The 25,161-nt window shown below is 61.6% G+C and carries 17 protein-coding genes and 1 pseudogene; 5 read left to right on the top strand and 13 right to left on the bottom strand.

The window, feature by feature from the left end:
* Positions 1-70 precede the first annotated feature (70 nt).
* The 3 genes from GXB81_RS14165 to GXB81_RS14155 all read left to right on the top strand — a co-directional run bounded on the left by GXB81_RS14165 (position 71) and on the right by GXB81_RS14155 (position 4,887).
* Positions 71-1,453, top strand: coding sequence for a hypothetical protein (locus GXB81_RS14165; protein ID WP_167036416.1), 1,383 nt, complete (start codon positions 71-73; stop codon positions 1,451-1,453).
* A gap of 679 nt (positions 1,454-2,132) precedes the next feature.
* A complete protein-coding gene (locus tag GXB81_RS14160; RefSeq protein WP_205989464.1) occupies positions 2,133-3,341 on the top strand; it encodes a glycosyltransferase in 1,209 nt (402 codons plus the stop codon).
* 616 nt (positions 3,342-3,957) lie between these two features.
* Positions 3,958-4,887 carry a phytanoyl-CoA dioxygenase family protein gene (locus tag GXB81_RS14155; RefSeq protein WP_205989463.1) on the top strand — a complete coding sequence of 310 codons (930 nt, stop codon included), beginning with the start codon at positions 3,958-3,960 and terminating at the stop codon, positions 4,885-4,887.
* 150 nt (positions 4,888-5,037) lie between these two features.
* Here GXB81_RS14155 and GXB81_RS14150 read toward each other — a convergent pair whose 3' ends face one another.
* From GXB81_RS14150 to GXB81_RS14130, 5 genes are all read right to left on the bottom strand, one after another.
* Entirely contained in the window at positions 5,038-6,318 is a 1,281-nt protein-coding gene (locus GXB81_RS14150; protein ID WP_205989462.1) for a glycosyltransferase, read from the bottom strand.
* A 276-nt stretch (positions 6,319-6,594) separates the two neighbouring features.
* Complete coding sequence (locus GXB81_RS14145; protein ID WP_167282111.1) at positions 6,595-7,836, bottom strand: glycosyltransferase; 1,242 nt, start codon at positions 7,834-7,836, stop codon at positions 6,595-6,597.
* Positions 7,833-9,068 carry a hypothetical protein gene (locus GXB81_RS14140; RefSeq protein WP_167036401.1) on the bottom strand — a complete coding sequence of 412 codons (1,236 nt, stop codon included), beginning with the start codon at positions 9,066-9,068 and terminating at the stop codon, positions 7,833-7,835. Before GXB81_RS14140 ends, GXB81_RS14145 begins: the two co-directional genes overlap by 4 nt.
* Complete coding sequence (locus GXB81_RS14135) at positions 9,065-10,501, bottom strand: DUF6418 domain-containing protein (protein ID WP_240158617.1); 1,437 nt, start codon at positions 10,499-10,501, stop codon at positions 9,065-9,067. The genes GXB81_RS14140 and GXB81_RS14135 overlap by 4 nt, the downstream gene beginning before the upstream one ends.
* A 93-nt stretch (positions 10,502-10,594) precedes the next feature.
* Positions 10,595-12,802, bottom strand: a complete 2,208-nt coding sequence (locus tag GXB81_RS14130) for a polysaccharide biosynthesis tyrosine autokinase (RefSeq protein ID WP_205989461.1) — start codon at positions 12,800-12,802, stop codon at positions 10,595-10,597.
* 176 nt (positions 12,803-12,978) lie between these two features.
* Between GXB81_RS14130 and GXB81_RS14125 the strand changes: the two genes are divergently transcribed.
* The gene (locus tag GXB81_RS14125; RefSeq protein ID WP_205989460.1) at positions 12,979-14,283 is read left to right on the top strand and encodes a hypothetical protein; all 1,305 of its coding nucleotides are present in this window, start codon (positions 12,979-12,981) and stop codon (positions 14,281-14,283) included.
* Here the strand turns inward: GXB81_RS14125 and gmhB are convergent.
* The 6 genes from gmhB to GXB81_RS14095 all read right to left on the bottom strand — a co-directional run bounded on the left by gmhB (position 14,261) and on the right by GXB81_RS14095 (position 21,091).
* Positions 14,261-14,890 carry a D-glycero-beta-D-manno-heptose 1,7-bisphosphate 7-phosphatase gene (gene gmhB, locus GXB81_RS14120; RefSeq protein WP_205989459.1) on the bottom strand — a complete coding sequence of 210 codons (630 nt, stop codon included), beginning with the start codon at positions 14,888-14,890 and terminating at the stop codon, positions 14,261-14,263. The genes GXB81_RS14125 and gmhB overlap by 23 nt on opposite strands.
* A complete protein-coding gene (locus GXB81_RS14115; RefSeq protein ID WP_167036388.1) occupies positions 14,880-15,617 on the bottom strand; it encodes a nucleotidyltransferase family protein in 738 nt (245 codons plus the stop codon). The genes gmhB and GXB81_RS14115 overlap by 11 nt, the downstream gene beginning before the upstream one ends.
* Positions 15,614-16,201 (bottom strand): SIS domain-containing protein, encoded by a 588-nt coding sequence (locus GXB81_RS14110; protein WP_167036385.1) that lies wholly within the window; start codon positions 16,199-16,201, stop codon positions 15,614-15,616. The genes GXB81_RS14115 and GXB81_RS14110 overlap by 4 nt, the downstream gene beginning before the upstream one ends.
* Positions 16,198-17,232, bottom strand: a complete 1,035-nt coding sequence (locus GXB81_RS14105) for a dehydrogenase (RefSeq protein ID WP_167036936.1) — start codon at positions 17,230-17,232, stop codon at positions 16,198-16,200. Before GXB81_RS14105 ends, GXB81_RS14110 begins: the two co-directional genes overlap by 4 nt.
* 343 nt (positions 17,233-17,575) lie before the next feature.
* Positions 17,576-18,712: a DegT/DnrJ/EryC1/StrS family aminotransferase gene (locus GXB81_RS14100; RefSeq protein WP_205299212.1), complete on the bottom strand. Its 1,137-nt coding sequence runs from the start codon at positions 18,710-18,712 to the stop codon at positions 17,576-17,578.
* Positions 18,713-19,510: 798 nt separating this feature from the next.
* Positions 19,511-21,091 carry a methyl-accepting chemotaxis protein gene (locus tag GXB81_RS14095; protein WP_205989458.1) on the bottom strand — a complete coding sequence of 527 codons (1,581 nt, stop codon included), beginning with the start codon at positions 21,089-21,091 and terminating at the stop codon, positions 19,511-19,513.
* Between the two features lie 344 nt (positions 21,092-21,435).
* Between GXB81_RS14095 and GXB81_RS14090 the strand changes: the two genes are divergently transcribed.
* Positions 21,436-22,536, top strand: coding sequence for a glycosyltransferase (locus tag GXB81_RS14090; RefSeq protein ID WP_167036379.1), 1,101 nt, complete (start codon positions 21,436-21,438; stop codon positions 22,534-22,536).
* Between the two features lie 163 nt (positions 22,537-22,699).
* Here the strand turns inward: GXB81_RS14090 and GXB81_RS14085 are convergent, their stop codons facing one another.
* Together GXB81_RS14085 and GXB81_RS14080 are read right to left on the bottom strand one after the other, a co-directional pair.
* Entirely contained in the window at positions 22,700-24,580 is a 1,881-nt protein-coding gene (locus tag GXB81_RS14085; protein ID WP_167036376.1) for a nucleoside-diphosphate sugar epimerase/dehydratase, read from the bottom strand.
* A gap of 11 nt (positions 24,581-24,591) precedes the next feature.
* Positions 24,592-25,161, bottom strand: a pseudogene (locus GXB81_RS14080) (glycosyl transferase); the annotation flags it as partial.

Below are 25,161 nucleotides of genomic sequence, written 5' to 3'. Positions count from 1 at the left end.
CGTCGGGCGGATTGCACGGACAAAATTCTCTTGCGCCATTTGCGGAGCTGGTCCGTCGGGGATGGGATTTTTGTTCCATGCTTTCAAAACGGGCAATCTGCCGGAGATCGCGAGAAATGGTCTGTTGATTATCGACAAACGCACCGAACTCGGTGCTGGCAGGCTGGGCGAGTACGTGAATGTCACCGGGAATACCGTGGGAAACACGTTTCTCGCCTGCCTCGAACACGCCAACTTCGAAGAGGTGTTTGCCGACCTTAGGGAAAACTCGCCGCTGCACAAACGGATGGTCGAGGTGGCCGATGGGCCGCCGAGCCTCACCGACGCAGGCGCGTTGCTCGCGCTGGCAACCGAGCAGCTGCTCGCTTACCTGACCGCGCGCTACGACGTGACGGTATTGCGTGGCCGCGAGATCGACAAGATCCGATACCTCGACAGCGGTGGTTTCGAAATCGATTATCACGATGTCAGCGATCCGACCGAGGTCTGCACGGTATCGAGCGACACCGTTGTGATGAATCTCGGCGGACAGCAGCACGTGAGCGAAATCGACGAGCTGTGTCGCGGGTTGCGGTTGCCGCCGCCGGACGAGAATCTGCGCAGCTATGTGTCCGATGATCTGCTCAGCCTGACGACTCCGCAATTGATCGACGAGTTCGCGCGCGACCTCTCGCAACGAGAAACGCGCCACCCGAAACGGATTACGGTTATCGGCGGATCGCATAGTGCATTCACCGTTGTCGATCGACTTGCCATGGAACTGGGCAGCGAAGGCCTCGATGAAATTGCCGTGATTCACCGATCCCAGGTTCGCCTGTTCTTCGAAACGGTCGACGAAGCGCACGCCAATAGTTACGAGGTCGACGAAGAGAACGACGTCTGCCCCGTCACCAAGCGGGTCAACCGGGCGGGCGGTCTGCGTTATCGGGCTTTCGACATTGCGCGCTCGATCATGGCAAGCGGCTATATACCCGGCGCAAAACCACGCATCGAGCTGATCGAGGCGGATTCGAGCGACGCGGCCCGGTCGCGCGCGCGCGAGTGTCTGGAAGAGTCGATCGCGGTCGTTCACGGCGCCGGATACGGGCCCAACATGTCGATACTCGTCGATCGTTGGGACCTGCCGATTTCGCTGCAACTCGGCCAGGGCGGAGTGGTCTCCGACAGGTATGGATGCCCCTTCGATGTCAACGGCAATCTGGTGCAAGGGCTGTTCTCGTTCGGACTCGGCTCGGGGTTCCGTCCCGACGAACAGATCCGCCGCGAGACCGGATTCGAAGCCGCGTTCCGTGGACGCATTTACGGCGTGTGGGCGTTTCACCATGACTTCGGCGGACGGGTCATGAATGGCGTCCTCGAAGCGCTATCGACCGTGCCGTTCGAACGCGATACGGACATTGCGCTGGACGAGAACGAGGTGATTCCGGATACGTCATCCGCCAGCAGCCTGTGACGGAACCGATCCCGTCATGTCGTCGTAAAGCGGGGAGTTGCCTCTGTTGTTGATCGATGAATGTGCCACGCCGCCCTTGTTGCCAAACAGATGGCAAGGGTCCGTGGCACATTCGCATTCGACGACGCATTGTTTAACCGGATAACGCGACTCTCCTCCGCTCCTCAGCGTCATTACATTCCTGTTCAATTCGCCCGACATCGCGCCAACAGGCCGCCTCTCGCGTTGCGGCAAACCTGAAACCGCAACGGCTCCACGAACCCAACGGCGTATCCCTGTTTCGGCCTCAATCGGCCTCGAGCCCCCCCGCCAGCAACACGTTCCGGATTCATGCTTCGCGCAAATCATTGTGGTCTAGCGCACTGAGAATGACCGCAACGGCGCTCAGTATATGTCTGAGGGTTCACATGATGGCTCCATCGAGCAACACGAAGCCTGCATGCGAGGAATCCGTCGAGTGCCGTCGCAAGCGGACCGAATGGCCTCGAACGGACGGCCTCGTGTTTCAGGAAAATACGAGAAGTTCGACAGCATCCCGTTCAACGGACCGGCTCGCGTTTCTCCATTCAGGACGCCGCTCGAACGCCTCCAGATAAACGCCGGCCGAACGAAGATTCAGGCAGCTATACGCCGATATTCGCTCAGCGGCCCGTCAACCTTGTTTTCGCCAGAACTATCCATGAAATTATTTTCCATGCTGTCCGGACGCGATGCAGCAGAACTGCATAAACCGGTCTCGCAAGAAAGTGCCGTACCGAATGCGGCCGACGGTGCACGGATCGTGTGGTTCATGGGGCCGCGGCCAAGCAGCCTGACCGGAGTAGGTCAGCATAGTCTTGCATTGGCTGCGGGTTTGAGGAAGTACACGAACTTCCGCGTCGAAACAGTCGATATCGATGCACAGCCTCGCTCGCTCAAGCGTTACTGGACGCAATTGGTGCTGTACCCGCTGCACGCAATTCGCGTGGCACGTTCATGCGACATGATCATCCTTTATCAGGAAGACCTCAGTTTCATGATCCCGATCATCCATCTCGCCGGTGGTCGGGTCTGTCTGATGTTCCATCACGTCCAGATTCCAGGCCATGCTCGCGGCATCGTGGAAAAGCTCAAGTCACTTTATGTCAAGACACTTCTTCCGCTGGCGCCGAAAGCGGATCTCGTGCTCGTCGAAGCCGACTCGGCGGCCAAGGATCTGATACACGCTGCCCCGGTGAAGCCCGAGCTCGTGCAGATCGTGCCCTGCCCGTTCGAAGACAAATATTCGCCGCTCGCCGCGGCGACACGGAGTGAGACTCGCGCTCAGGCGCGGGCGATTCTGAAGCAACGCCTTGGTCTGGACATGGGCGACGCGCTGGTGCTGCTCAATGTCGGCTCCGATGAGACGCGTAAGAACAACCTCACCCTGTTCCAGGCGCTGGCCAAACTGGCACGCAAGGATCTGATGATCGTTCGGGCAGGCAAAGCGTTCAATGCCGCTAATCGCATGGAATGCAAAACGCTCGCCGAAACGTCCGGGCTCCGTGCTCACTTCGCCGACTCCGTCAGCGAGGAAGATCTCGGATACTTTTATCAAGCTGCGGACATCTATGTTTCGGCGACATTGCACGAAGGCTTCGGCCGCACCGTGATCGAAGCACAGATGGCGGGAACGCCCGTGATCGCGTCGGACATCCCGGTCTTTCGCGGCTCCATGAAGGACTCGTTCCTTGCCGTTGCAAACCCGACGAATCCGAACGAATGGGCGGCGGCAATCGGCAGCCTGATCGACTCCCCTTCCCGGATGGACGAACTGCGGGAGCGCGGTACAACCAATGCACAGCAATACTCGACACACGTCGTGTGCGCCGGGTTGCATCGCATTCTGCTTCGGGCGTTTCGCGGCTAGGCGTACGGCAGGTCGTTGCGCTTTTCCAAATCACGGTGCCGGACCTTTAACGCCGATACTCCCTCGCTTGAAGCGCCCTGCATTTGCAGCGCCTCCGATGGTTACGACACTCGGCGCGGTCGCTTGCCATGCAACACCACGTAGCACGTTCGTAGCGGCCGCCCTGCTCGTGTTCGCCATGCATCGGGCCGTGACACAGCTATTTCTCTCTCCTGCATCACCATTGCATTGATGCAATGCGTAACCAGCGCAACCGTCGAGATCGGTCGGCACGCGCGTGCCGACTCCATATCGACTTATCGCTCACTTTGCATGACTGCATGAGTCGTCACAAATTATTCACGGATAACTCTTTGTCGATCGCAACACGACACCGTGCTATTCAATCCATTCATCGCTCAATCGTCTAATACCTATAGGTCTCAATAGAAAAACTCGCAAAATGCGAGAGAGCCTGACAAGAAATAGTAAGAGTACCTATATCGGGAAATAGACATTCTATGACAGCCCTATATGACAACAACATGAAAGTGCCGATATAGGCGGTATCGAACATATTTAACAATTAACAACTTTTAAGATTATTCCATCAAGGTCGGAACGCATTGGAGAAGACATGCAAACAAACTTTGTGCTCCCCGATCGTCTCACGCAGAACAGTTTACTCACTGATCAGATTGCCACGCTTCGAGAGCGTGGCTTCGGTTCGTTTGAGAACATTGCCTCGCTGGAAGAAATAGCCGAACTGAAAGGCATCTGTGAGCGACTGATATTCGCCGGCGCGGGTGCCCAGGAGGGGGCTTTGTTCGACTTCATTGGCGACAATCCTCTCGCCTCGACGGCATTGACGCAGCTCAGTATGCCGAGCAACTTCAATCCGCGGCTGCGCCGAACCAATTATCACAAGCGGCTCGAAGTCCTCGCGAGGCAGGTTCTCGGTCCCAAGGCGCGCTTCGCGGGAGATCACCTCTTCTACAAGCCGCCGGTGGCCGGCCCTGAAACCCCCTGGCATCAGGACGAAGCATTTCACGACCCGCGGTTCAACTACCAGGAAGTGAGCTTCTGGCTACCTCTGCAACCGGCGACTATCGAAAACGGCTGTCTTCGTTTTATTCCGGGTTCGCATCGGTGGAGCGTTCAGCCTCATAGAAAACTCCCGGGCAAGGAACGTTCGCACGGAATTGAATGCTATGAAGGATTCGATCCCGACGACGCAATCTTCTGTCCTGTGCCGGTTGGCGGATGTACGGTTCATCTGGGCCGCACGTTGCATGGTGCCGGGCCGAATGTCACCGCAACGGCGCGCTTTGCCTATGTCGTCGTCTTCGATGTTCCCGCTACCGTTTCGACGGAATACCGCGAGTTCAACTGGCTCAATCAGACCACGACGCGAGACGAGATCGAAGTCAATTGGCTGCGGGGCAAGGGGAAAATTACCGCTCTGTATCGGCGCGTGATGCGACGGAACAATATCGATCCGTATCGTCTTTATTATGGATTCAAGCGCCGCTGGTGGACGTTGATGCACAAGCGGAAGCGCATATAGCACGTCAAGCGGGGCGCGCCGGAACTTCCAGGGACTTCTATTGCGCGCCCCTCTCCTGCTCAGGCAACGCAATCCTTCTGGAACGAATCCATCTGGCGCTGTACACGCCTCGCGGTGACTCACGGCAAGGCGTGAGTCACCGCGCCACGCTCATGGCAGCTTTGCCGGACTACTACGCTGCGCGATGGTGGACATTTTCCCTTCGCCGACAACACCACTCGTCTCGGTCTCCGGAACGTACACCGGCCGCAGCAGATCGCCCCAACGCCGTGCAAACACCGGCATGCTGAAATTGCGCTCGCAGAAAGCCGCAAACCGCGTCGCGGCCTCCATGACTTCATCCAGATCGCCGGAAGGATCGCCGAGGAAACGATGCAGTCGCGCCTCATCCATCGCCAGCGCGGCATCTTCGAAATTCAGCCCCTCGTACGCAGCGTCGTTGCCAACGGGAACGCAACCGAACGAGACAGCCTCGAGTACCTTCGACTTGATGCCGCCGCGCAAAAATGTCGGACATAGGGCAATCGAGTTAGGCGTATAGACTTCGTCGAGCGTCCTGGCAAAGCCGGCGAACACGACGTTCGGCACCGCTTCGTATTGACGGGACATGCGCCCGTATATAACGAGTGGCAAGCTCAATTCGAGTTTCTTCCAGGATGCCACCAGATATTCGATTGCAAGCCGGTTCTGCAACTGGCTGTCCGCACCAACGAATACGAACCGAACCGGATCGGCGGGCCGCACCACCGGCTTGACCGAGTCGACCGGCGGCGCGATCACATACACCCGCCTTTTCAACGCACCGGGAAGGATGCGCGTCAACGCGTCGGCATCCGTCGTCGACACCAGCGTGACGGCATTCGACACCGTCGTCGCCCGCCGCTCATGGCCTTTCAGTGCAGACTCCTCGTATCTGAGCAGCAGATTGCGGGCGAATCGCGAATTGATCAGCGAAACGATGGCAGGGGGAATCGACTTGGCAAGGTAGCCGACGGACAACGCGAAATTGCCGGTTCTCAGGATATGGGCGCGCCGCGACATCAGATCGTCCAGGTCGCTGATGATATGGCTCGACGGATAGCGCCGGCGCACGAAGGCAGCATAGTCGACCATCCGGATGCCGTCGAAATAGATGACGTCGGGCTGATAGTCTTCGATCGCCTCGACCAGCCGCTTCTTTCCGTCGGCACTGGCGAACATGGCGACTTGCAGTGCGCAAGGCCGGCCCGTCACCAGACCTTCGGCGACCCTGAGCCCGGCGCGCAGCTTCGAGGCGAACGTACCCGTTTCGAATACGGAGTGAATCTTGAGTTCGCGCACATCCGCATCCATGCCGATCGCTTTGCGAATAAAACACAACGTGCGCTCGCGTCCATTGGACGCGGCCCGGGGAATCTCCCGGGTCATTACCATCAGTACGCGTTTTCTCATGATGCCTCCCGAGCGGAAATAGTTCCTGAATCGTTCCGCTGGGCTACGGAAGCAAGTTCAGATCCGAAGTGCCGCAATATCAATGGAATCTCTTTACCGATATTCACAGAAATCCACCTTTCTCTTTATACTATTCGCCATACTAATTAATCAGAACACCAGGCTGGCCGTTAAACTTCCGCCAACTTCCATGCTTCGCAAATCCGCTGCGTCGCCGAATTTGCAATACGTATGCGTCCGGGGCGGCTGGCGCGTCCATCCCGTCCGCACACCGGATTAGCTGCGAGCGTCCCGGTCGGCTTCGATTACGCTCACACTCGCTGCGCGCCGATCCCGTCTCGCGGCAGCTCGCAGGACCGCTTCGAATTGCTGCAGTTGTCGCGGCGGCAAGAAGTGACTGCGCCGTTCGTGGCAACGGCGAGCCATGTCGCGATAGAAAGCCGGATCGTCGATAAAGCGGCGAATCAGCGCACCGAGCGCCGCGACGTCGCCTCGCGGGACCGTCAATTCGGGAAAAGCACTGAATACTTCGGGCAATCCGCCGGACGTAAACGCAATGGATGGCTTGAAGAATTCCCACGGCTCGAACGCGACCATGCCGAACGGTTCGTTCCACATCGACGTCACGACCACCAGATCGACAAGCGGATAAAAATCTTTAGCCGGCATAAAGCCATAACGCACGACCCGCAAATCAGGGTACTCCGCGATCAGTTGATCCAGAATCCGTTCGTTGTCCCGGCCGGCAATATGCAACTCGAGGTTGCCTGTTCGCGCCGCAGCCGCACCCGCAAAGAACTCGCGAATACCTTTCGTCGCGTCGGTGCGTCCAATGAAGCCGATTCGAAAAGGCTTGCGCGGTTCGACGGGTGTTGCGGGAACAGCACTGAACGGCTGCCGCGCGTTATGAATGACGCAGGGCTGCGCGGCACCAAAGAAGTTTTGCCGTCGATGACGTTCCAGCACGAATTCGCTGACGCCCACCACATGCCCGACCAGCCGCGAGAACCACGCCTTGGGCGCCGAAACGCTCCGGCACCCCTTGCAGGCCTGTTCGCATGCGCGGCCGTTGCGGAACATCGTCGAGGTCGGACAGATCAGCCAATAGTCATGCAGCACATGCACGACGGGAATCCGCAAACACCAAGCAGCGAGCCAGATGGCCGGCCCCATACCCTTGAGGTTGTTCGTGCACAGCACGTCGATACCGAGGCGCCGCAAATGGCGCAGCGCGTAGAAGAATACGAGCGGGTTGAACGTATCCAATGCGCCGAACAAGGCCTTTTTCAGCCCGCTGCGCTCAGCGTGCGAAAACTGGTTGTAGATGTTCGTATTCGGCATGCTGTGCACGTGCAGACCATCGACAACCACGGTTTCTGCCGAGCGGGAATCCGACAGGGTAAAGATCGACACGTCATGCCCTCGGTCGCGAAGCTGAACCGCGAGATCGTAGACGACCACTTCGGTGCCGCCGACGACATGCGGCGGAAAGCGGTTATTGCAGAGGCAGAGTTTCATTGCGCCACCTTTAAACGTTGCCCCTGTCCGAAGACGGCAGCCCAGAACAGGACGATCGACAAGGCCGTCCCTACCGCCGGCGCATACATCATGAGCGCCGTCGGCATGACGAATGGCGCCACGCCGATCGCGGCGATGGTCACGAGCAGCTTGATCGTCATCAGCCGGTAACGGCGCGCGGCGATAAGCCAGGTCGTCAGCCCCGCGTCCACGAACGTCGCGATCGAGCAGGCCGTGCCGAAGATCATCACGGGAATGCCGGCTTCGAACGCGGGGCCATAGATCACGAGGAACACCGCGCGCCCGACGAACAGGCTTCCGACGAGCGCCACCGCGGCGATTACCGCCAGATACGCGCTGAGCTTGATCGCCTTGCTGCGCAGCTGGTCTTCGCCGCGCGCGACGAACACCATGGCCGGGGCAAGCGCCAGCGCGAGCGTCGTGCCCACGGAATTCCACTGCTCGACGAGCGACGCCGCGGCCGCATAGATACCGAGGTCCGTCTTCGACATCAGCGTGCCGAGCAACAGCCGGTCCATGCGCAGCACCAGCACGCTCGCGGCAATCGCGGGCCACATCCGGAGTCCTCGAACGATCAGCGTTCGCTTGACCGTTTCCGAGCCGTGCAGGGACGGCGGCCGGTTGAACGCGAGCGTCCGGTAACGGGTGAACGGCGCGGCCGCCGCCACGTAGGCTTCGAGCGGCCAGGCGAACGAGGCGATAACCGCGCCGACCGACGCGTGAGCGGCGCCCAGCAGCCACAGCACCCGCACGCCGCTCGCGTAGGCTTTCGCCCGCGTGATGACCCACGGCTTGGTTTCCGCGTAGGCCATCAGCGAGCCGAGCGCGATGGGCTCGCATAGCATCACGAGTCCGGCGACCAGCATCAGCGCGTTGTTCGAGGACTGCGTCAGCAAGGCGACGACAACCAGAAACAGCAGCGTCACGCTGAGCGTGGAGCCCAGACGCAAACGGAACGCGCGATAGAACACGAGGTGCCGCAGCCGCGGATGTCGGCCGAAGATCGGCGACACGGCCTGGGCGCTGAAGATCAATGCAGCACTACTGACGACATAGGCGAGCGATAAGGCAAACTGCAATTCGCCGAAAAACCGCGCACCGTACAGCGTGGCGAACAGGTGGTTGCTCGCGACCGCCGCGAGCGCGCCGATCGCCTTTTCGCATACGACGCCGGACAGCGAGGAAAACAGCAGGGTTCGAAAAGATTTCACTGTGCCACCAGCCGTTTCAGTTTGATCGGCGCGGCCCGCGAATCAACCAGCCTCCACCAGAGGAACGTCATCGCCACGTACAGCAACGTGCGGACGCTGAAGAAAGACCAATAGTCGCCTTGCTGGATTCCGGAGTTCGCATAGCTCAGCAGCTTGACGATCAGCCAGAGCATGATGACGCCGCCACGCAGCGCGAACACGATCTGCAATGCGCAAAGCGCCCCGTATATCACGCCCGTGAAGGCAACGAACAACGCGCCGCCGACGAGGCCGAACCAGAACACGGGGACCGCCATCTGTCCCATCGTGAAGGTGACGTCGTCTTTGATATAGGTCGAAATCAGATGCGGCTCGCCGTAGGCGACCATGACGTCGCGCAGGCCGCTCACGCCAATGGCGTCGTCGAAACCCGGCTGGGTCAGCGACAGCAGCGATTCGGCGAAGCGCCGGAAAGCCGGTGCGCCGCCCAACGCGGGCGCGCTGAACAGATGCGCGTCGTAGTCGACCACGTACCAGACCTGCCCTTGCAATAGCGAGCGGTCCGTTATCGTGTTTTTGACGTCGAGCCCCTGCCCCTGATAGGCGGAAAATACCGAGGCAATTCCGATGATCAACGCGACGCCGCCCCCGATCGCCATATATCGCAGCACCGGCTTGCCTCTCATCAGCAGCACCGCGATCACCGGAGCGAGCACCGAGAGACCGAAGTGCAGCACGGACATGAACTGCTCGCCGTGAAGAATGTAGAGACCTGTCGTCAGGACGATCAGTGCGACCGAAAACCATCTGACGAGCGGGTTCCTGCTGGTGGCAAGCGCGCCGAGAATCAGGGCGAGAAAGGTCTGGTTGTTGAGGAACGTGTTGAACAGCACGCTATCGGTCCCGGTACTGTCGTTCCGGATCGTGTACCGGTTCACGCCGTTGATCAGCGCGAAACCTTGCGTCAGGCCCGCCGCCACACCGGCGCCGATGATCGCGAGTGCCAATGAAAATCCGAGCATCACGCTGCGCGAGTCGGCGGTAATCAGTGCGACCGGCACGCTCGGCGCGCGAATGTTCAGGAAACGATCGAAGCCGTAGAGCGCACAGCTGACGAATACGACATAGAACAGCAGGAGCCGGCTAAACGCGCCGTTCGGTTCGCCCCGGACCGCCGTTTCGATCATCAGACCGCCCGCCTCGATGCCGATGCCGGCGACGAACGCGGTCATGCCGATCATCATGAAATAGAGCATCGACACCGAAAACAGCGGTCGCGTCGCCACCAGATAAATAACCGCGATCGCTGCCAGCACGAAGGTCCATGTCGCGCTCGCCTGTGCGTAGCCGAGCGATGGCAGCGCCGTATTGAACAGCAAGGCGACGAGGGCCACGACCGGAACGATCAGGTGGGTCAGGGAAATGGTCGGCTCGCTAGCCTGTTGCATTTGCATGGCCTGTCCGTTGTTTGATTCCGCAGATGTGTGCTGGCCGTCCGCAGCCTGAACGCGCGGTCCTCGCGATCAGGCACGGCCAGTGGAAACTATTCAGCTCTGCTCAGACATGTACCGGTAAGCATTCGAGTAATACCCGTAACGCAGCGGCGAGGGGACGAAGCCATTGAATACGAGGCCATCGACCGTCGTGCCGACCTTCCCGAGCCGCGACATCGATTCGGCGACCTCGGCGTAACTCACTTCTCCGTGGCGCGCGACGAACAGCGTCATGTCCGCGAATCTCGACAGCGCGGCCGCATCGAGTACCGGCAGCACTGGCGGCGAATCGACGATCACGACGTCGTATTCTTCCCGCAGCGACGCGATCACCGGTCCGAAGTTGTCGGCGCTCAGCAGCTTGGCCGCCTTGCTCGTTTTCTTGCCGGCCGGCAGCGCGTGGAAATTGTCGGTCGGGCGAGAGATCACATCGGCCGGCTCGAACGCGCCCTCGAGAACGCCGGACAAGCCGTCGCTGGTATCGCCGGAAAGATAGCGATGAACCTTGGACTTGCGCATATCGGCATCCAGCAGCAGGGTCTTGAGTCCCTTTTCGGCCAGCAGATACGCGAGGTTGGCCGAGATCAACGACTTGCCCTGGTTGGGCACCGCCGAGGTAATCAGCACGACCTTGCCGTCGCCCTTCTCGGCCAGCGAGCATTGCACGGCTAGCGCAAGGCTTTCCATCGCTTCGATGATCGGCGTTTCCGTTTCCTCCGCGCTGATCAGGAAGGTATGTTCCGGCTTGCCCGCCGCAATTTGCTGGGCCGGCGAGATCGGCAGGATGCCGAGCGTATCGATACCGACGACCGCCTCCAGCCGCTTCGGGTCGCGAATCCGGCCCGCACCGAGTGCCTTGAGCTGCGTGGCGATAAAGCCGAACAGCGCACCCGCCACGCCACCCAGCACGATGGCGAGCATCGCATTCGGACGGCTCGGCTTTTCCGCCACTTCCGCGTAATCCACGATCGACGCGTTGCCGCCATTGCTCGCAGTCGCGATCTGCAACTGCTGTGCGTTGTTCATCAGGCCCACATACAGCTGGTTCTCGACATCGACATCGCGCGAGAGCCGCAGGTATTCCTGCTGCAAGCCGGGCAGTTGCGCGATGCGCTCAGACAGCTGATGCGATGCGACGTCGAGCTGCTTGAGTTTTCCCAGCACGGCATCCAGCGGCGGCTGACCGAGCTGAAACTTGGAGCGCATGTCCTGGTAAGTCAGGTTGGTTTCCAGCCGGGCTTTCTCGATCGCGGCGGACTGGTCGAGCAAAACCTTGATTTCGCCGTTCACATCGATGCTGCCTTCACGCAGACGAAACGTGTTGAGCGCTTCTTCCGCTTTTTGCAGCCGCGCGCGCACAGTCGGGATCTGCGAATTCAGGAAGCTGAGACTGCGTTCCGACTCCTGCGCGCGGCGCGTGACGTTGTTCGTCAGATACGCGTCGGCAATCGCATTGACGAGGCGTGCGGCATAGAACGGATTGCTTTCGTTGTATTCCAGTTCGAAGACGCCCGAGTCCCGCTTGGTTTCGGCCACGTTGAGCTTCTTGATAATCTGGTCGACGGTCGCCTGCGTCGCGTGCCTGACGAGGACGAACTCGGTGCCCGGGCGCGCCGCCACGGCTTTCAGCAGCAGCCGGTAGTCGCCCGAGACGGCGAGTTCGCCAACCTTCCCGCTCAGCACTTCGTTGCCGTTACGATCCTGCAGCGTCCATTTGCCGTCGGCCTCGTACACCAGCACGTGCCGCTTGCCCATCTGGGCCGCGGGCACATCGAACGAGCCGACCGTCAGGTTCTCGCCGCCCCATGCCCAGTGCGTGAGGCCGAGCGGCGCGCCGGCGAGTCCATCCGGGTTCCGCGGCAGAACCGTGGCAAGCCAGCGGCCCAATACCGGGAAGGTGTTCTTGACCGTGACGCTCGTCTGCGCGGCCGCCGCATCGACCGCCTCGGCGACGACCGTGCGCGAACGCGCGACGTCGATCTCGCCGAGAATCGGAGAGCCATTGACATCGAGCGCGCGCGTCACCGTGGACAACGAACCGAGCGCACTGCTCTTTTTGTCTTCGATCTGGATAAATGCGTTGGCCGAGTACATCGGCGTGGCAATCAGCACGTAGAGGCATCCCAGCAGCAAACCCGATAACAGGACGCTGAAAAATAGACGGCGATAATTCAGGACGTTTTCGAGCAGATCGAACACCGGGAGTGCCGACACATCCTGAACAATAGCGGGGCTTTGTTCGCGACCGACATCGTTACGCATATGCAAACTCCAAAGATTGAAGACGCTGTTCTGGCGCCTGGTGGTGCCCGGGACACCAGGGCTTGCGTGCCGATGCGTCCGGAAGATAGAACTGACAGTAAGAGGTCCTACTGGACTAGAATGCCAACGTCAGCGGATAACTCATCAATACAGACTTCGTGTCCACGCGATCGGTTATGAGAACAGTTAAACGGATACTGCCCGCGTTAACCCTCTGTTTCAGTGCGGTAGCCCTCACAGCACATTGCGAAGAGCCGCCGCCGAATCTGGCCCCGCCTAATACGTCGGCGAGCCGTACTTTCGAGGCGACGCGCAACGGCAATCTCGGCGGCTCGACCTCGGTTTCCGACGTCAATATTCATACGCTGCTTTATCCGGGGCACACGACCAAGGTGCTTGCGCACTATTTGCCGTGGTGGTTCAACCCCGAATCGCGCGGTGTCGCGGTCGGCTATCGCTCGGACGATCCAGCGCAGGCGTTGCGCACCTTCAAGGACATGCACGCGCGCGGTGTCGATGGCGTGATCGTCGACTGGTACGGTCAGCACGATGCAAACGGCCAACCCGAACCGATCGACGTCGCGTGGCGCAAGTCGATGCCGAAACTGGAAAAATTCCCCGACATGTCGTTCTCGATCATGGTCGACGCCGGGACTTACAACTTCAATCATTGCAAGGGCTGCGACGTAACTCAAACCGTTCTTTCCCAGCTTGATTATTTGTCCCGCGCCTACTTTTCCTCCCGACAATATCTAAGGTATGACGGCCATCCGGTGGTCTACGAATTCGGCCTCGACTGGGCCGGTAAAGTCGACTGGTCGCGTATTCAGGCCGCGCATCCCGAGATAGCCTGGGTTCACATCCACAAGCAGGGTTTCGACCGGGACGACAGCGCGGGCGCCTTCGTGTGGGTCGCCCCTGGCCTCGCGTCGCGGAAAACCGGCAGCGCGGATCTATCGCAACTGAAGGAGTTCTATCGATATGCGCGCACGGAGCCCGCGAAGATCGCAACCGGCGGCGTTTTCAAGGGCTTCGACGATCTGCTGGCCGCATGGGCGAAGCCCAACGAAAAGCATTACATGCCGCAAGCCTGTGGCGATACCTGGCTCGAAACCTTCGCTCTCGTCAACGAGGAGTACAGCGCGACGAACCAGTTGCCGTTTCTTCAGCTGATCACCTGGAACGACTACGAGGAAGGCACGGCGCTGGAGCCCGGGATCGACAACTGCGTCACGCTGCAGACACATCTTTCCGGCACTACGCTCGCCGTCGAACTGACCCATGCCGCGACCGTCGATCATCTCGAGCTTTATCAGGCGTTGGCGGACGGCGACTTTCGTCTGATCAACCGGTACGCAGCGGCAACGTCCACGATCGCGCTGCCCGCGGGCACTTCCGGCACGCTCTATCTGAAAGCGGTCGGCAAGCCTTTCTTCAAGAATGTCGTCTCCGCGCCGATCACGCCCGGGCGGGCGGAGTGACGTCCGCAACAACGTCCGCAATGACGTCCGGCCGACGCCGCGGCTCGCTTGAGCGCTTCTGCCCGAACCGGTCGAACAGTTCGGACAAGCTGTCGATGCGTGAGCAAAGCGAGGCGGTCAGTTCGTGCTCGTACTCGCCCGCCGGCGCCAGCAGGAAACGATGCGCGACGCCGGCGCGCGACGCGGCCTGCAAATCCGACGGTTTATCGCCGATCATCAGCGATCCGGCCATGTCCAGATCGAAGTCCGCGCGCGCCTGGTCGAACATGCCGGGTTGCGGCTTGCGGCACGCGCAGGCCTGCCGGTACTCGCCGATGCCGAACTCCGGATGGTGCGGGCAGTAATAGACCCGGTCGATGCGCGCTCCTCTGCTCTGGAATTCGCCGAGCATCCAGTCGGTGAACGCCTGAAACTGATCGACTGAGTAATAGCCGCGCCCGATGCCCGCCTGATTCGTCACGAGCACCACGACATAGCCCGCGTGATTCGCCATCCTCACGAGTTCGAAGATGTCTGCGAGGAACACGCATTCGTCCGCCTTGTGCAGATAGCCGACGTCGATATTGACGACGCCGTCCCGATCGAGAAACAGCGCTTTACGAGTCATGGGCGGATTGTTCGCACATCAGCGGCACCACGCGCTGGGCTCGCGCATAGTCCGACGGAATGCCGATATCGATGAACTCGGTGATCTCGGGAAAGACCCGGATGTCGAGCGCGTCGATCTGGCGGCGCAGGAAATCGTCTTCGAATGAAAACCGTTCGGGCAGCTCGAAACCGAGCAGGCGCGCGGCATCGACCGCGTACACGCCGGCATTGATGAACCCCGGCGCCTGCACAGGCCGCTTTTCTTCGAATGCGATCAGGCGCTTCGAGCCGGCGTCGAATTCGAGCGCGCCATATCGCGACGCATCGGACACGCGGGTCGCGGCAATGGCGAGATCGGCACCCGCCGCGTTGAAAAATTCCGCGAAGCCGGACAGGTCCAGGTCCGTGATCGTGTCGCCGTTCAGCACGATCATCCGGGGTGCGCCGCAGCGGCGCAGTGCATGCATGATCGCGCCGCCCGTGCCGAGCGGCTTGTCCTCTTCGATGACCGTCACGGACAATCCCAGCGACTGCCGCGCGAGCCAGCCGGTGATCTCGCCGCATCCATAACCGAGCGACAGCACGACGTCGGTCACCCGCTGCTGCTCGAGCCAGCGCAGCAGCCACGCGAGAAACGGCTGGCCGTCCACGCTGGCCATCGCTTTAGGCAGGCCTTCGCCGAGCACCGGCCGCAATCGCGTACCCAGGCCGCCCGCCAGAATCATGCACGGCAGCATCGTGCTCATGACGCGAAGATGTTCTCTTCGACGATGCCGCACACGATATGGCCGCACACCAGATGGCCTTCCTGAATCTTCGGCGTGGACGTCGACGGAATCTCGATGCACAGCTCGGTGCGGGCGCGCATCATGGCCGCGCCCTCGGGATGGCTGCCCGTGAAGCCGACGCGGAACATGCCGCGCTCCTTCGCGACATCGAGCGCATGCAGAATGTTCGGCGAGCGGCCGGAGGTCGAGTACGCCCAGAAGATGTCGCCGGGGCGGGCCACCGCTTCGATCTGCCGCGCAAACAGCTTCTCGTAGCCGTAGTCGTTGCCGATCGCCGTCATCACGGAAGTATCGACGGTCAGCGCGAACGCCGCCAATCCCGGCCGGTCGAAATTGAATCGGCTGACGAATTCGCCGGCAATATGCTGCGCGTCGGCCGCGCTGCCGCCGTTGCCGGCGAGCAAGACCTTGTTGCCGGCGCGCAGCGCTTTCGTGACCTGCTGCGCGAGCGCTTCGACGTTCCCGATCACCTGCGGACTGTTGGCAAGCGCGCTCAGAACCGCGACGGTCTTTTCGATCTCGTTGGTGACGGAAATGCTCACGATACTCTCCAGGATTGGGCACCGCTTTCGGTGAACGTGCAGGACATGACCTGACCCTCGCGGCTGGCCAGCGCACGCGTCACGGCCGGACGGTCGATCGGGTCGACGATGAACATCATGAAGCCGCCGCCGCCCGCGCCCGAAACCTTGCCGGCTTTGGCGCCCGCGTTGGTGGCGACGCGCCACAACTCATCGATCGACGGATTGGAAATGCCTTTGGCCATGCGCTTTTTCGCCTCCCACGAGTCGCTCATCGAGGCGGCGATGCCGGCGAAGTCGGCGCGCAACACCGCCTCCTTCATCCGTGTCGCTTCCGCCTTGACTTCGTGAAGCGCGGCCAGCGGATCGGTCAGATTTTCGGTGACGTTGTTGCTCTGCTCCTTGATGATATTGGCCGATTCGCGCGATACGCCGGTGTAAAACAGCACGAGCGACGCTTCCAGTTCGGCCTTCGTATCCTGCTTGATGCGCAGCGGATTCACGATGACCTTGTCGCCGTAAAACTCCATGAAGTTCAGGCCACCGAAGGTCGCCGCATACTGGTCCTGCTTGCCGCCCGCGAGCGCCAGATCGACCCGCTCGATGTCGTGAGCGAGTTTTGCGACGTCGTATTCGCCGAGCGGCAGCGAAAGCAGCTCGCAGAACGCTTCCACGAGCGCCACCACCACGGTCGACGACGAACCCAAGCCGGACCCCGGGGGCGCTTCGGAATGCGTAGTGATCGATACGGCCAGCGGATGCCCGCCATTGAATTGCTTGACGATCCGGTTGTACACGCCGACATGCAAACCGAGGCCCTTGATGGGCGGCAGTTCGGGAGAGATTTCTCCGATCCAGCGCACCTGCGTATCCGCGGCGGTCAGCTCGATGCGCGCGTCGTCGCGCGGCACGATCGACGCGTAGGCAAACCGGTCGATGGTCACGTTGAGCGTCAGTCCGCCGAACCGGTCGGAGTAAGGGGAGACGTCGGTTCCGCCTCCCGCCAGTCCAAGCCGCAGGGGTGCACGGGAGCGGGCGATAAAGTGCGCCATGATTTGTCCTTTCTCGGCAATAGAGCGGCCATGTGAACCAGTTACAAAAAGACAGCGCCATTCAGTCAGCAATCGGCCGATAGATAAGGAATGCTTGGCAATCGATTCGCATGCGCCGCCTCGCAACCCGCTTATCTGTCTGTCCAATACTGATTTGAAGCCACTTCTTCGAAACCAGACCGCAATCAAATGCATTAGTAAAACGAATGACATCGAACTCGTGGCACCGCCACTTCGATGGCCTGATCGATACGGAATCCGCGCGGGCGTGCGGCCTGGCTGCCTCGATACGTGAATGTCATAACCCGAGCCGCAACCGGAACCGTCGTCCGCGAGCGGGTTTTCAGACTTTTGTTTCCATCGAAATCTCCAATTTCGAGTCCTGCCTGACGAGGAAGTCACGCACGCGCTCGCAGATGAACGTGATGTCGTCGCGCATCAGCGCCGGATAGCTCGGCAAGTTGATGCCGCGGCTCCCGATCTCGTCGGCAATCGGGAAATGCTGGCCCGGCGCCGCATACATCGGCATTTGATGGACCGGATAGAAGACCGGCCGGGTTTCGATACCGTCGGCCCGAAGCGCATCGCGCAACGGGTCGCGGTCGCCGGCGTCGTCGAGGAGGATGGAGACCATCCAGTAGCTGTGCAGCGTACGCGGATGGACGCCATGCACCTGCAACGGCAAGCCGGCAAGGCCCTGCCGATACCATTCGGCGATTTGCCGCTTCTTCGCGATCAGGTCGTCGATGGATTCCATCTGTGCGCAGCCGATCGCCGCAGCCAGATTCGTCATCCGATAGTTGAAGCCGATCGCGTCGTGCCAGTACTCGCGCTCGCTGCTCACGCCCTGGCCGCGCAGATGGCGGATCTTCCGGTCGAGTTCGGCGTTATTGGTCACCACCATGCCGCCTTCGCCGGTCGTAATCGTCTTGTTGCCGAAAAAGCTGAAGCTGCCGATGTCGCCGATGGTGCCCACGTGCCTGCCGTCGAACCGCGTGCCGATGGCTTCGGCGCAATCTTCGATCACATACAGCGAGTGCTTTTTCGCGAGCGCCATGACCGCATCCATGTCGGTCGCCTGGCCATAGAGATGCACCACCATGATCGCCCTGGTGCGGCTGGTGATCTTGCGCTCGGCATCTTCGATGTCGATCTGCCAGTACGCGCGCTCGCTGTCGACGAACACCACGTCCGCACCGGTGTACTTCACCGCATTCGCCGACGCGATGTAGGTCAAGGTCGGAACCAGGACCTCGTCGCCCGGACCGATACCCAGGGCGGCCAGCGCAACATGCAGCGCGACGGTGCCATTGCTGACGGTAATCGCGTGCCGCGCACCGAGCCACGCGCCAAATGTCTCCTCGAACTGCCCGACGTATTTGCCCTTCGACGAAATCCACGTCGAGTCGAGACAGTCCATCACCAGCGCCTTCTCCCGACCATTGAGGTACGGAGCGTAGACGGGATATCGGATGTTCATAGTTGTTTCCTATTATCAACGGCTGAAACCAACGATAGGAAGACATGCCCGAGCAGCCAGAAGCCCGCTATCATGACCGCTCTCTCAACGCCCGCCGCCCCGTCTGTCCGGACTTCGAGCATCGTGTTCGTCTTGACGGACTGACGTTATTGTCGTTATCTCCACTGCGGCGGCTGGAAGATGGGTCGCGAATACATGCTCGAATCTGGCATGCGCCCGCACCGATCGGTCAGCCATCAGGCAGAAGAGATGGGTCCTGCGTTTCACCCGGTGCCCGTGAAATCCGGGTCGAATGACGACAAGCCTGATGCATGCGTCGGGTCGCTCCCGACCGCTTGCGCCCGCGCTTCCGTTAGCAGCTAGATTAAGGTTCGATCTCCGCGCGATCCGTGCGCTGTACAACACAATATGAATTACCGCCGCGAATTAAATCGGCATGTATTTCGATGCGGCTATGGAGAAGAAATCGATGCGGCATTACCGAACATAATCGGCATGCATTCGGGAAAAAGCCGACAGTGGCGGGCGGGAAGCCGATCGGCTTAATGCCGCTCAGGCAATTAATGCAAACGGGACCGTGGCCGCGCTATAGGTGCGCGATAGGTGCGCTATACACTGCGAACATCCGGTCCCGGCAATAAAGAAAAATGGTGCGGCAAAGCAGCGACTGTCTCGCGGAGCCCGCGCTTGAACTCGCTTGAACCCACGCTCGGGTCTGCCTGAACCCGGCGAGCACAGTCCCGTGGAATCGTCGGATATTTGACCGCTTTGCCGCCCCGCGCTCAGAGACTGGACCGGCTAGAGCGTCGCGTCATGGCTCGTCGCTTCGTCTGCCTCGAGGCGGAACACCGCGATCGCGTCCTTCAGGATGATCGCCTGCTCTTCCAGCGACTTCGCCGCGGCCGCCGCCTGCTCGACGAGCGCCGCGTTGTGCTGCGTGACTTCGTCGATCTGCGAGACCGCCTTGTTGACCTGCTCGATGCCGTCGCTCTGTTCGAGCGCCGACGCTTCGATCTCGTTCATCACGCCGGTCACGCGCTCGACCGCGCTCATCGCCTCATGAATCGTCTTCTGCGCATCCGATACCAGCGTCGCGCCCTCGCCGACCTTGGCCGCCGATTCGCCGATCAGATCCTTGATCTCCTTGGCCGCCGCGCCCGAGCGCTGCGCGAGACTGCGCACCTCGGAGGCCACCACCGCGAAACCGCGCCCCTGCTCGCCCGCGCGCGCGGCTTCCACGGCCGCGTTCAGCGCGAGGATGTTGGTCTGGAACGCGATGCCCTCGATCATGCCGATGATCTCCGTGACCTTGCGCGACGATGCGCTGATGCCGTCCATCGTCTCCGTCACGCGCGACACCACCTTGCCGCCGCGCGTCACCGTATCGAGCGCGCCGTGCGCGAGACGACTCGCCTGCCTCGCGTTGTCGGCGTTCTGCTTCACGGTCGCCGAAAGCTGCTCCATGCTCGCCGCGGTCTGCTGCAATGCAGCCGCCTGCTGCTCGGTGCGCGCGGACAGGTCCGCGTTGCCCGAGGCGATCTCGTTCGCGCCCTGGGTGATCGCGCTCGTGCTGCCGCGCACCTTCGCGACGGTGTCGACGAGGCCGTCGCGCATCCGCGTCAACGCGCCGAGCAACTGGCCCATCTCGTTGCGCGAACGCACCTTGATCGTGCTGCTCAGATCGCCGGCCGCGATACGCTCGAAGTGCTTGACCGTCACGTTGACCGGCTTGATCAGCGCCGCCGACAGCGCGATGCGCGCGCCCACGGCGATCACCAACGCGAGCGCGCCGATCGCGACGAACAGCGCCGTCGCCAGCCGGAAACGCTGCGTGCCGGTCGCGGCCTGCCGATGCTGATTGCCGACCTGCGCGTTTTCGAGCGCGTCGATCGCCTTCGAGTAGGTCGTGTAGTAGCTGTTCGCGGTATCGCCCTGAATGTTGCGGAACGTGTTGAAGTCGAAGTCGGTGAGCGCCTTGAACTCGGGTTCGATCGCCTTGTCGACGAGCGCGGCGCGCGTCTCGCCGACGCTTTGCGCGAGCTTGCGCTCGGCGTCGCTCTCGAACGGTCCCGCCATGTAGTTGCGGAAGTCGTTGTTCGACTCGACCAGCAGCGTGTGCGCGGCGGGCAGCAGATCGTCGGTCTGCTTGCCGACGCTAAAGAGCGTCTGATAGGTGCCCAATGCGAGCTGTACCTGCAGAAGCTTCTCCGAGCTCGCCTTCAGATGCGAGAGCGCGATCTCGCTGCGCTGGGTGTCGTCGAGGCTGTTGTTGGCGAGCTTGAGCGCGCCGTAGCCGACGGCGATCACCGTCAGCAGAAAAGCGACGAATACGCTAATGACGAGCGTCAGGCCGCCACGAATGGTGATGTTGTTTAGCATGGAATCTCCGGAACGTCTTGCTTCATCGCGGCGAGCCAGGTTGGCCAGCGCACGCGCCGCCGCACGACCGGTCGATGAGCGTCGAACGCCAGCCGGCCACCGGTTGTTGCGCGCGACTTACACTTCGCCGCATCCAAGGTTTACGGTCGCGCGGCGCGTGCGGCGCATTAGGGGAATCCATGAGAAGCGAGCACTGACGGGCCTCAGCGGCCCGTTTTCGGGCGTTTTCCCCTCACTATCTGGGATTTTTTCGCGCCACCGCTGAAAGCTTCGCGGCCGCGTCGCACGCGGGTCGGCCGTGGTTTCGTTTGTATAATTCCGCGTCTTCGCTCAGGCCCACTTTCATGCTCAGTTTTGCGCTCGGCTTTCTCGTTTCTCTGCTGATCACGCTGTTGATCGTGCGCTATGCGCATCTGCATGAAAAATTCTCGACCGATAGCGATCTCGCCGGCGTGCAGAAATTCCATGCGCGCCCGGTGCCGCGCATCGGCGGGACCGGCATCCTGATCGGGCTGATCGTCTCGGCCGTGCAATTGCATCACGCGTATCCGGCCGTCTCGGGCGGCATCCTCGGCCTGGTCGCCTGCGGCATGCCCGCGTTCGGCTCGGGCCTCGTCGAGGACCTGACCAAGCGCGTCTCGCCGCTCGCGCGTCTCGTCTGCACGATGGCGGCCGCCGCGCTCGCGTTCCTGCTGCTCGACATCGCGGTCACGCGCATCAGCGTGCCGCCACTCGACTTCCTGCTCTCGTACGCGGCGATCTCGTTCGCGGTCACGGTACTCGCGGTCGCCGCGCTCGCCAACGCAATCAACATCATCGACGGCTTCAACGGCCTCGCCTCGATGGTCGCATTCATGATGTTCGCCTCGCTCGCCTACGTCGCGTTCCAGGTGTCCGATCCGGTCGTGCTGTCGGCCTCGTTCATGATGATGGGCGCGGTGCTCGGCTTCTTCATCTGGAACTTCCCGGCGGGGCTGATCTTTCTCGGCGACGGCGGCGCCTACTTCATCGGCTTCATGCTCGCCGAACTGTCGATCCTGCTCGTGATGCGCAATCGCGACGTGTCCGCGTGGTATCCGGTGCTGCTCTTCATGTACCCGATCTTCGAGACCTGCTTCTCGATCTACCGCAAGAAGTTCATTCGCGGCATGTCGCCGGGCATTCCCGACGGCGTGCATCTGCACATGCTGGTCTACAAGCGCCTGATGCGCTGGGCCGTCGGCGCGCGCACCGCGCGCGAGCTGACGCGGCGCAACTCGCTGACCTCGCCGTACCTGTGGCTGCTGTGCCTGATCGCGGTCGTGCCGGCGACGCTGTTCTGGCGGCACACGCTGCATCTGTTCTGCTTCGTCGTGGTGTTCGCGGCGACGTATGTGTGGCTTTATGTGAGCATCGTGCGTTTCAAGTCGCCAAGGTGGATGGTGGTGAGGAAGACGAAGCACTGAGCGGAAAGCTGCAACCGGAAACGACAAAGGCGCCCGAGGGCGCCTTTTCTTTTGGCTTCGATTCTGCGGGCTTCGCTGATTCCGGCTTCGCCGATTCGGCACGAACGACCGCGGCTTTGTCCGGCGCGAAACAACCGGCGAAATGCCGATGCCCGCGCCCGCGCTACGACACCCGCGTCGCCGGCGCCACGCTGCGCAGCGTCGCCGCCGTCGCCGGCTGATACTCGGGCACCCAGCGGCGCAGATCGCGCCGCACCTCGTCGTCGGACGGCACGCGGTGCTGCATGAGCCACGGCAGCAGATTGTCGATCAGGCTGTCCGGCACCTCGCGCGCCTGCGCGATGCGCAGCTTCGGATGCGGCGTGCGCGTGGTCGTTTCGTCGTCCGCGAGCAGTTCCTCGTAGAGCTTTTCGCCGGGCCGCAGGCCCGTGAACACGACGCGAATCTGCTCCTCGGTAAAGCCGTACAGGCGGATCAGATCGTGCGCGAGATCGGCGATACGCACCGGCTTGCCCATGTCGAGAATAAAGATTTCGCCGCCGCGCCCCATGCTCGATGCCTGCAGCACGAGTTGCGACGCCTCGGGAATCGTCATGAAGAAACGCGTGATCTCCGGATGCGTGACCGTGACCGGCCCGCCGCGCGCGATCTGCTCCTGGAACTTCGGAATCACGCTGCCGGCGCTGCCGAGCACGTTGCCGAAGCGCACGGTTTCGAATTGCGTGCGCCGCGCGCCCTGGTGCTGCAGCGCCGAGCACGCCATCTCGGCGAGCCGCTTGCTCGCGCCCATCACATTGGTCGGGTTGACGGCCTTGTCGGTCGAAATCAGCACGAAATGCGCGACGTCGTGGCGGATCGCCGCGCGCGCCACGCGATACGTGCCGAGCACGTTGTTGCGCACGGCCTGCCAGGTGTTGACCTCTTCCATCAGCGGCACGTGTTTGTAGGCGGCCGCATGGAACACGATGTGCGGGCAGTAGCGCCCCATCACCTGGTCGAGCAGCAGCGAGTCCTTCACGTCGCCGATGAGCGGCACCACCGAGACTTCCGGATACTTGTCGCGCAGCTCCTCGTTCAGGCGATAGATCGAGAACTCGGAGATGTCGAACGCGACCAGCTGCACCGGGCCGAAACGCAGGATCTGCCGGCACAGTTCCGAGCCGATCGAGCCGCCCGCGCCCGTCACCATGACGACGCGGTTCTTCAGCAGCGCTTCGACGTGCTCGGTGTCGATCATCACCGGATCGCGGCCGAGCAGGTCTTCGAGATCGATCTGGCGCACCCGCGAGAGGAAGGCCTGGCCTTGCGTGAGCGAGGTCAGCGCGGGCAGCGTCATGGCCCGCACGCCGGCGCGCACGCACAGCGTCGCGATGCGCCGGTGCGCTTCCACCGAGGCCGACGGCACCGCGATGATGACGTGCTCGACCTTCAGGTCGGCGCTGATTTTCTGCAGATCGCTCATCGTGCCGAGCACGCGGTAGCCGTAGATTTCACGGCCCTGCTTGACCGGATCGTCGTCGAGCAGGCCGACGAGGCGCCATTCGCCCGAGCGCTTCAGCTCGCGCACGAGGTTCGCGCCGGCATTGCCGGCGCCGAGCACGAGCACCGGCTTGCCCTGGCCGACGAGGCCGCCGTAGCGGTAGAACTCCTTGGCCGCGCGATAGAGCGCGCGCGAGCCGCCCATCGTCAGGAACAGCAGCATCGGCGAGACGACCAGCACCGAGCGCGGCACGATCGGCACCGGCTGCAGCAGCGCCGAGCCGATCATCACGACGAGCGCGCCGACGCCGATCGCCTTGGCGATCCGCACGAGATCGGGCAGGCTCGCGAACACCCACATGCCGCGATAGAGCCCGTAGCTGCGAAACATCACCGCGTAGATCAGCAGCACCCACACGAGCGCATGCAGCCCGCTCGACCAGAACGGCGCGGGCACCGGACCGTTGAAGCGGATCACATAAGCGAGCAGCCAGGCCATGGCCACCGCGCACAGGTCGAACGCAAACGCACTGAACGAAAGCCATCGGGCTTTGAATGTTTTCATTGCGCAGAACCTCAGATTTGCCCGGAACCGGACACATGGCGCCGCCAGCGGCAATCAATCCACAGCCCCGCGACGACGAGCACGGCAGCCCATGCGACGACAACCAGCCATTGATGCAGCAGATCGAACTGTAGCGTCCAAACAGCAAGCATTATGCCCGCCGCCATAAACAAATACCAAATCCAGGCGGTCGACGCGTGGCCTAAACCCGACTGCACCAGTCTTTGATAGTAGTGTTCGCGGTGCGCCTGCCAAAATTTTTCGCCACGCAGCAAACGCTTAAGGAGCGTGACCGAGGCATCGCCGATAAACGGCGCGAAGCACAGCGCCGGAAACCACACAGGCCACGCGCCCTCGCGCCAGCCCCAGTAGCCGAATGCGCCGGCCAGAAAGCCGAGCGGGATCGAGCCGGCATCGCCGAGAAAGATGCGCGCCGGGTGGAAGTTGAACAGCAGAAAGCCCAGCGCCGCGCCCGCCACGATCACGCTCGCCGCCGCGAGCGCGGCGTCCGGATGCGCCGCCAGCGACGCCGCCACCGCATAGCCGCCGAAGCCGAACAGCGCCATGCCGCCCGCGAGGCC

Source organism: Paraburkholderia sp. Ac-20336 (genome assembly GCF_017105025.1).
In the GTDB taxonomy this organism is placed as follows: domain Bacteria; phylum Pseudomonadota; class Gammaproteobacteria; order Burkholderiales; family Burkholderiaceae; genus Paraburkholderia.
Note: the sequence above shows the minus strand (reverse complement) of the source record. Positions and strands in the feature narration are given on the sequence as shown.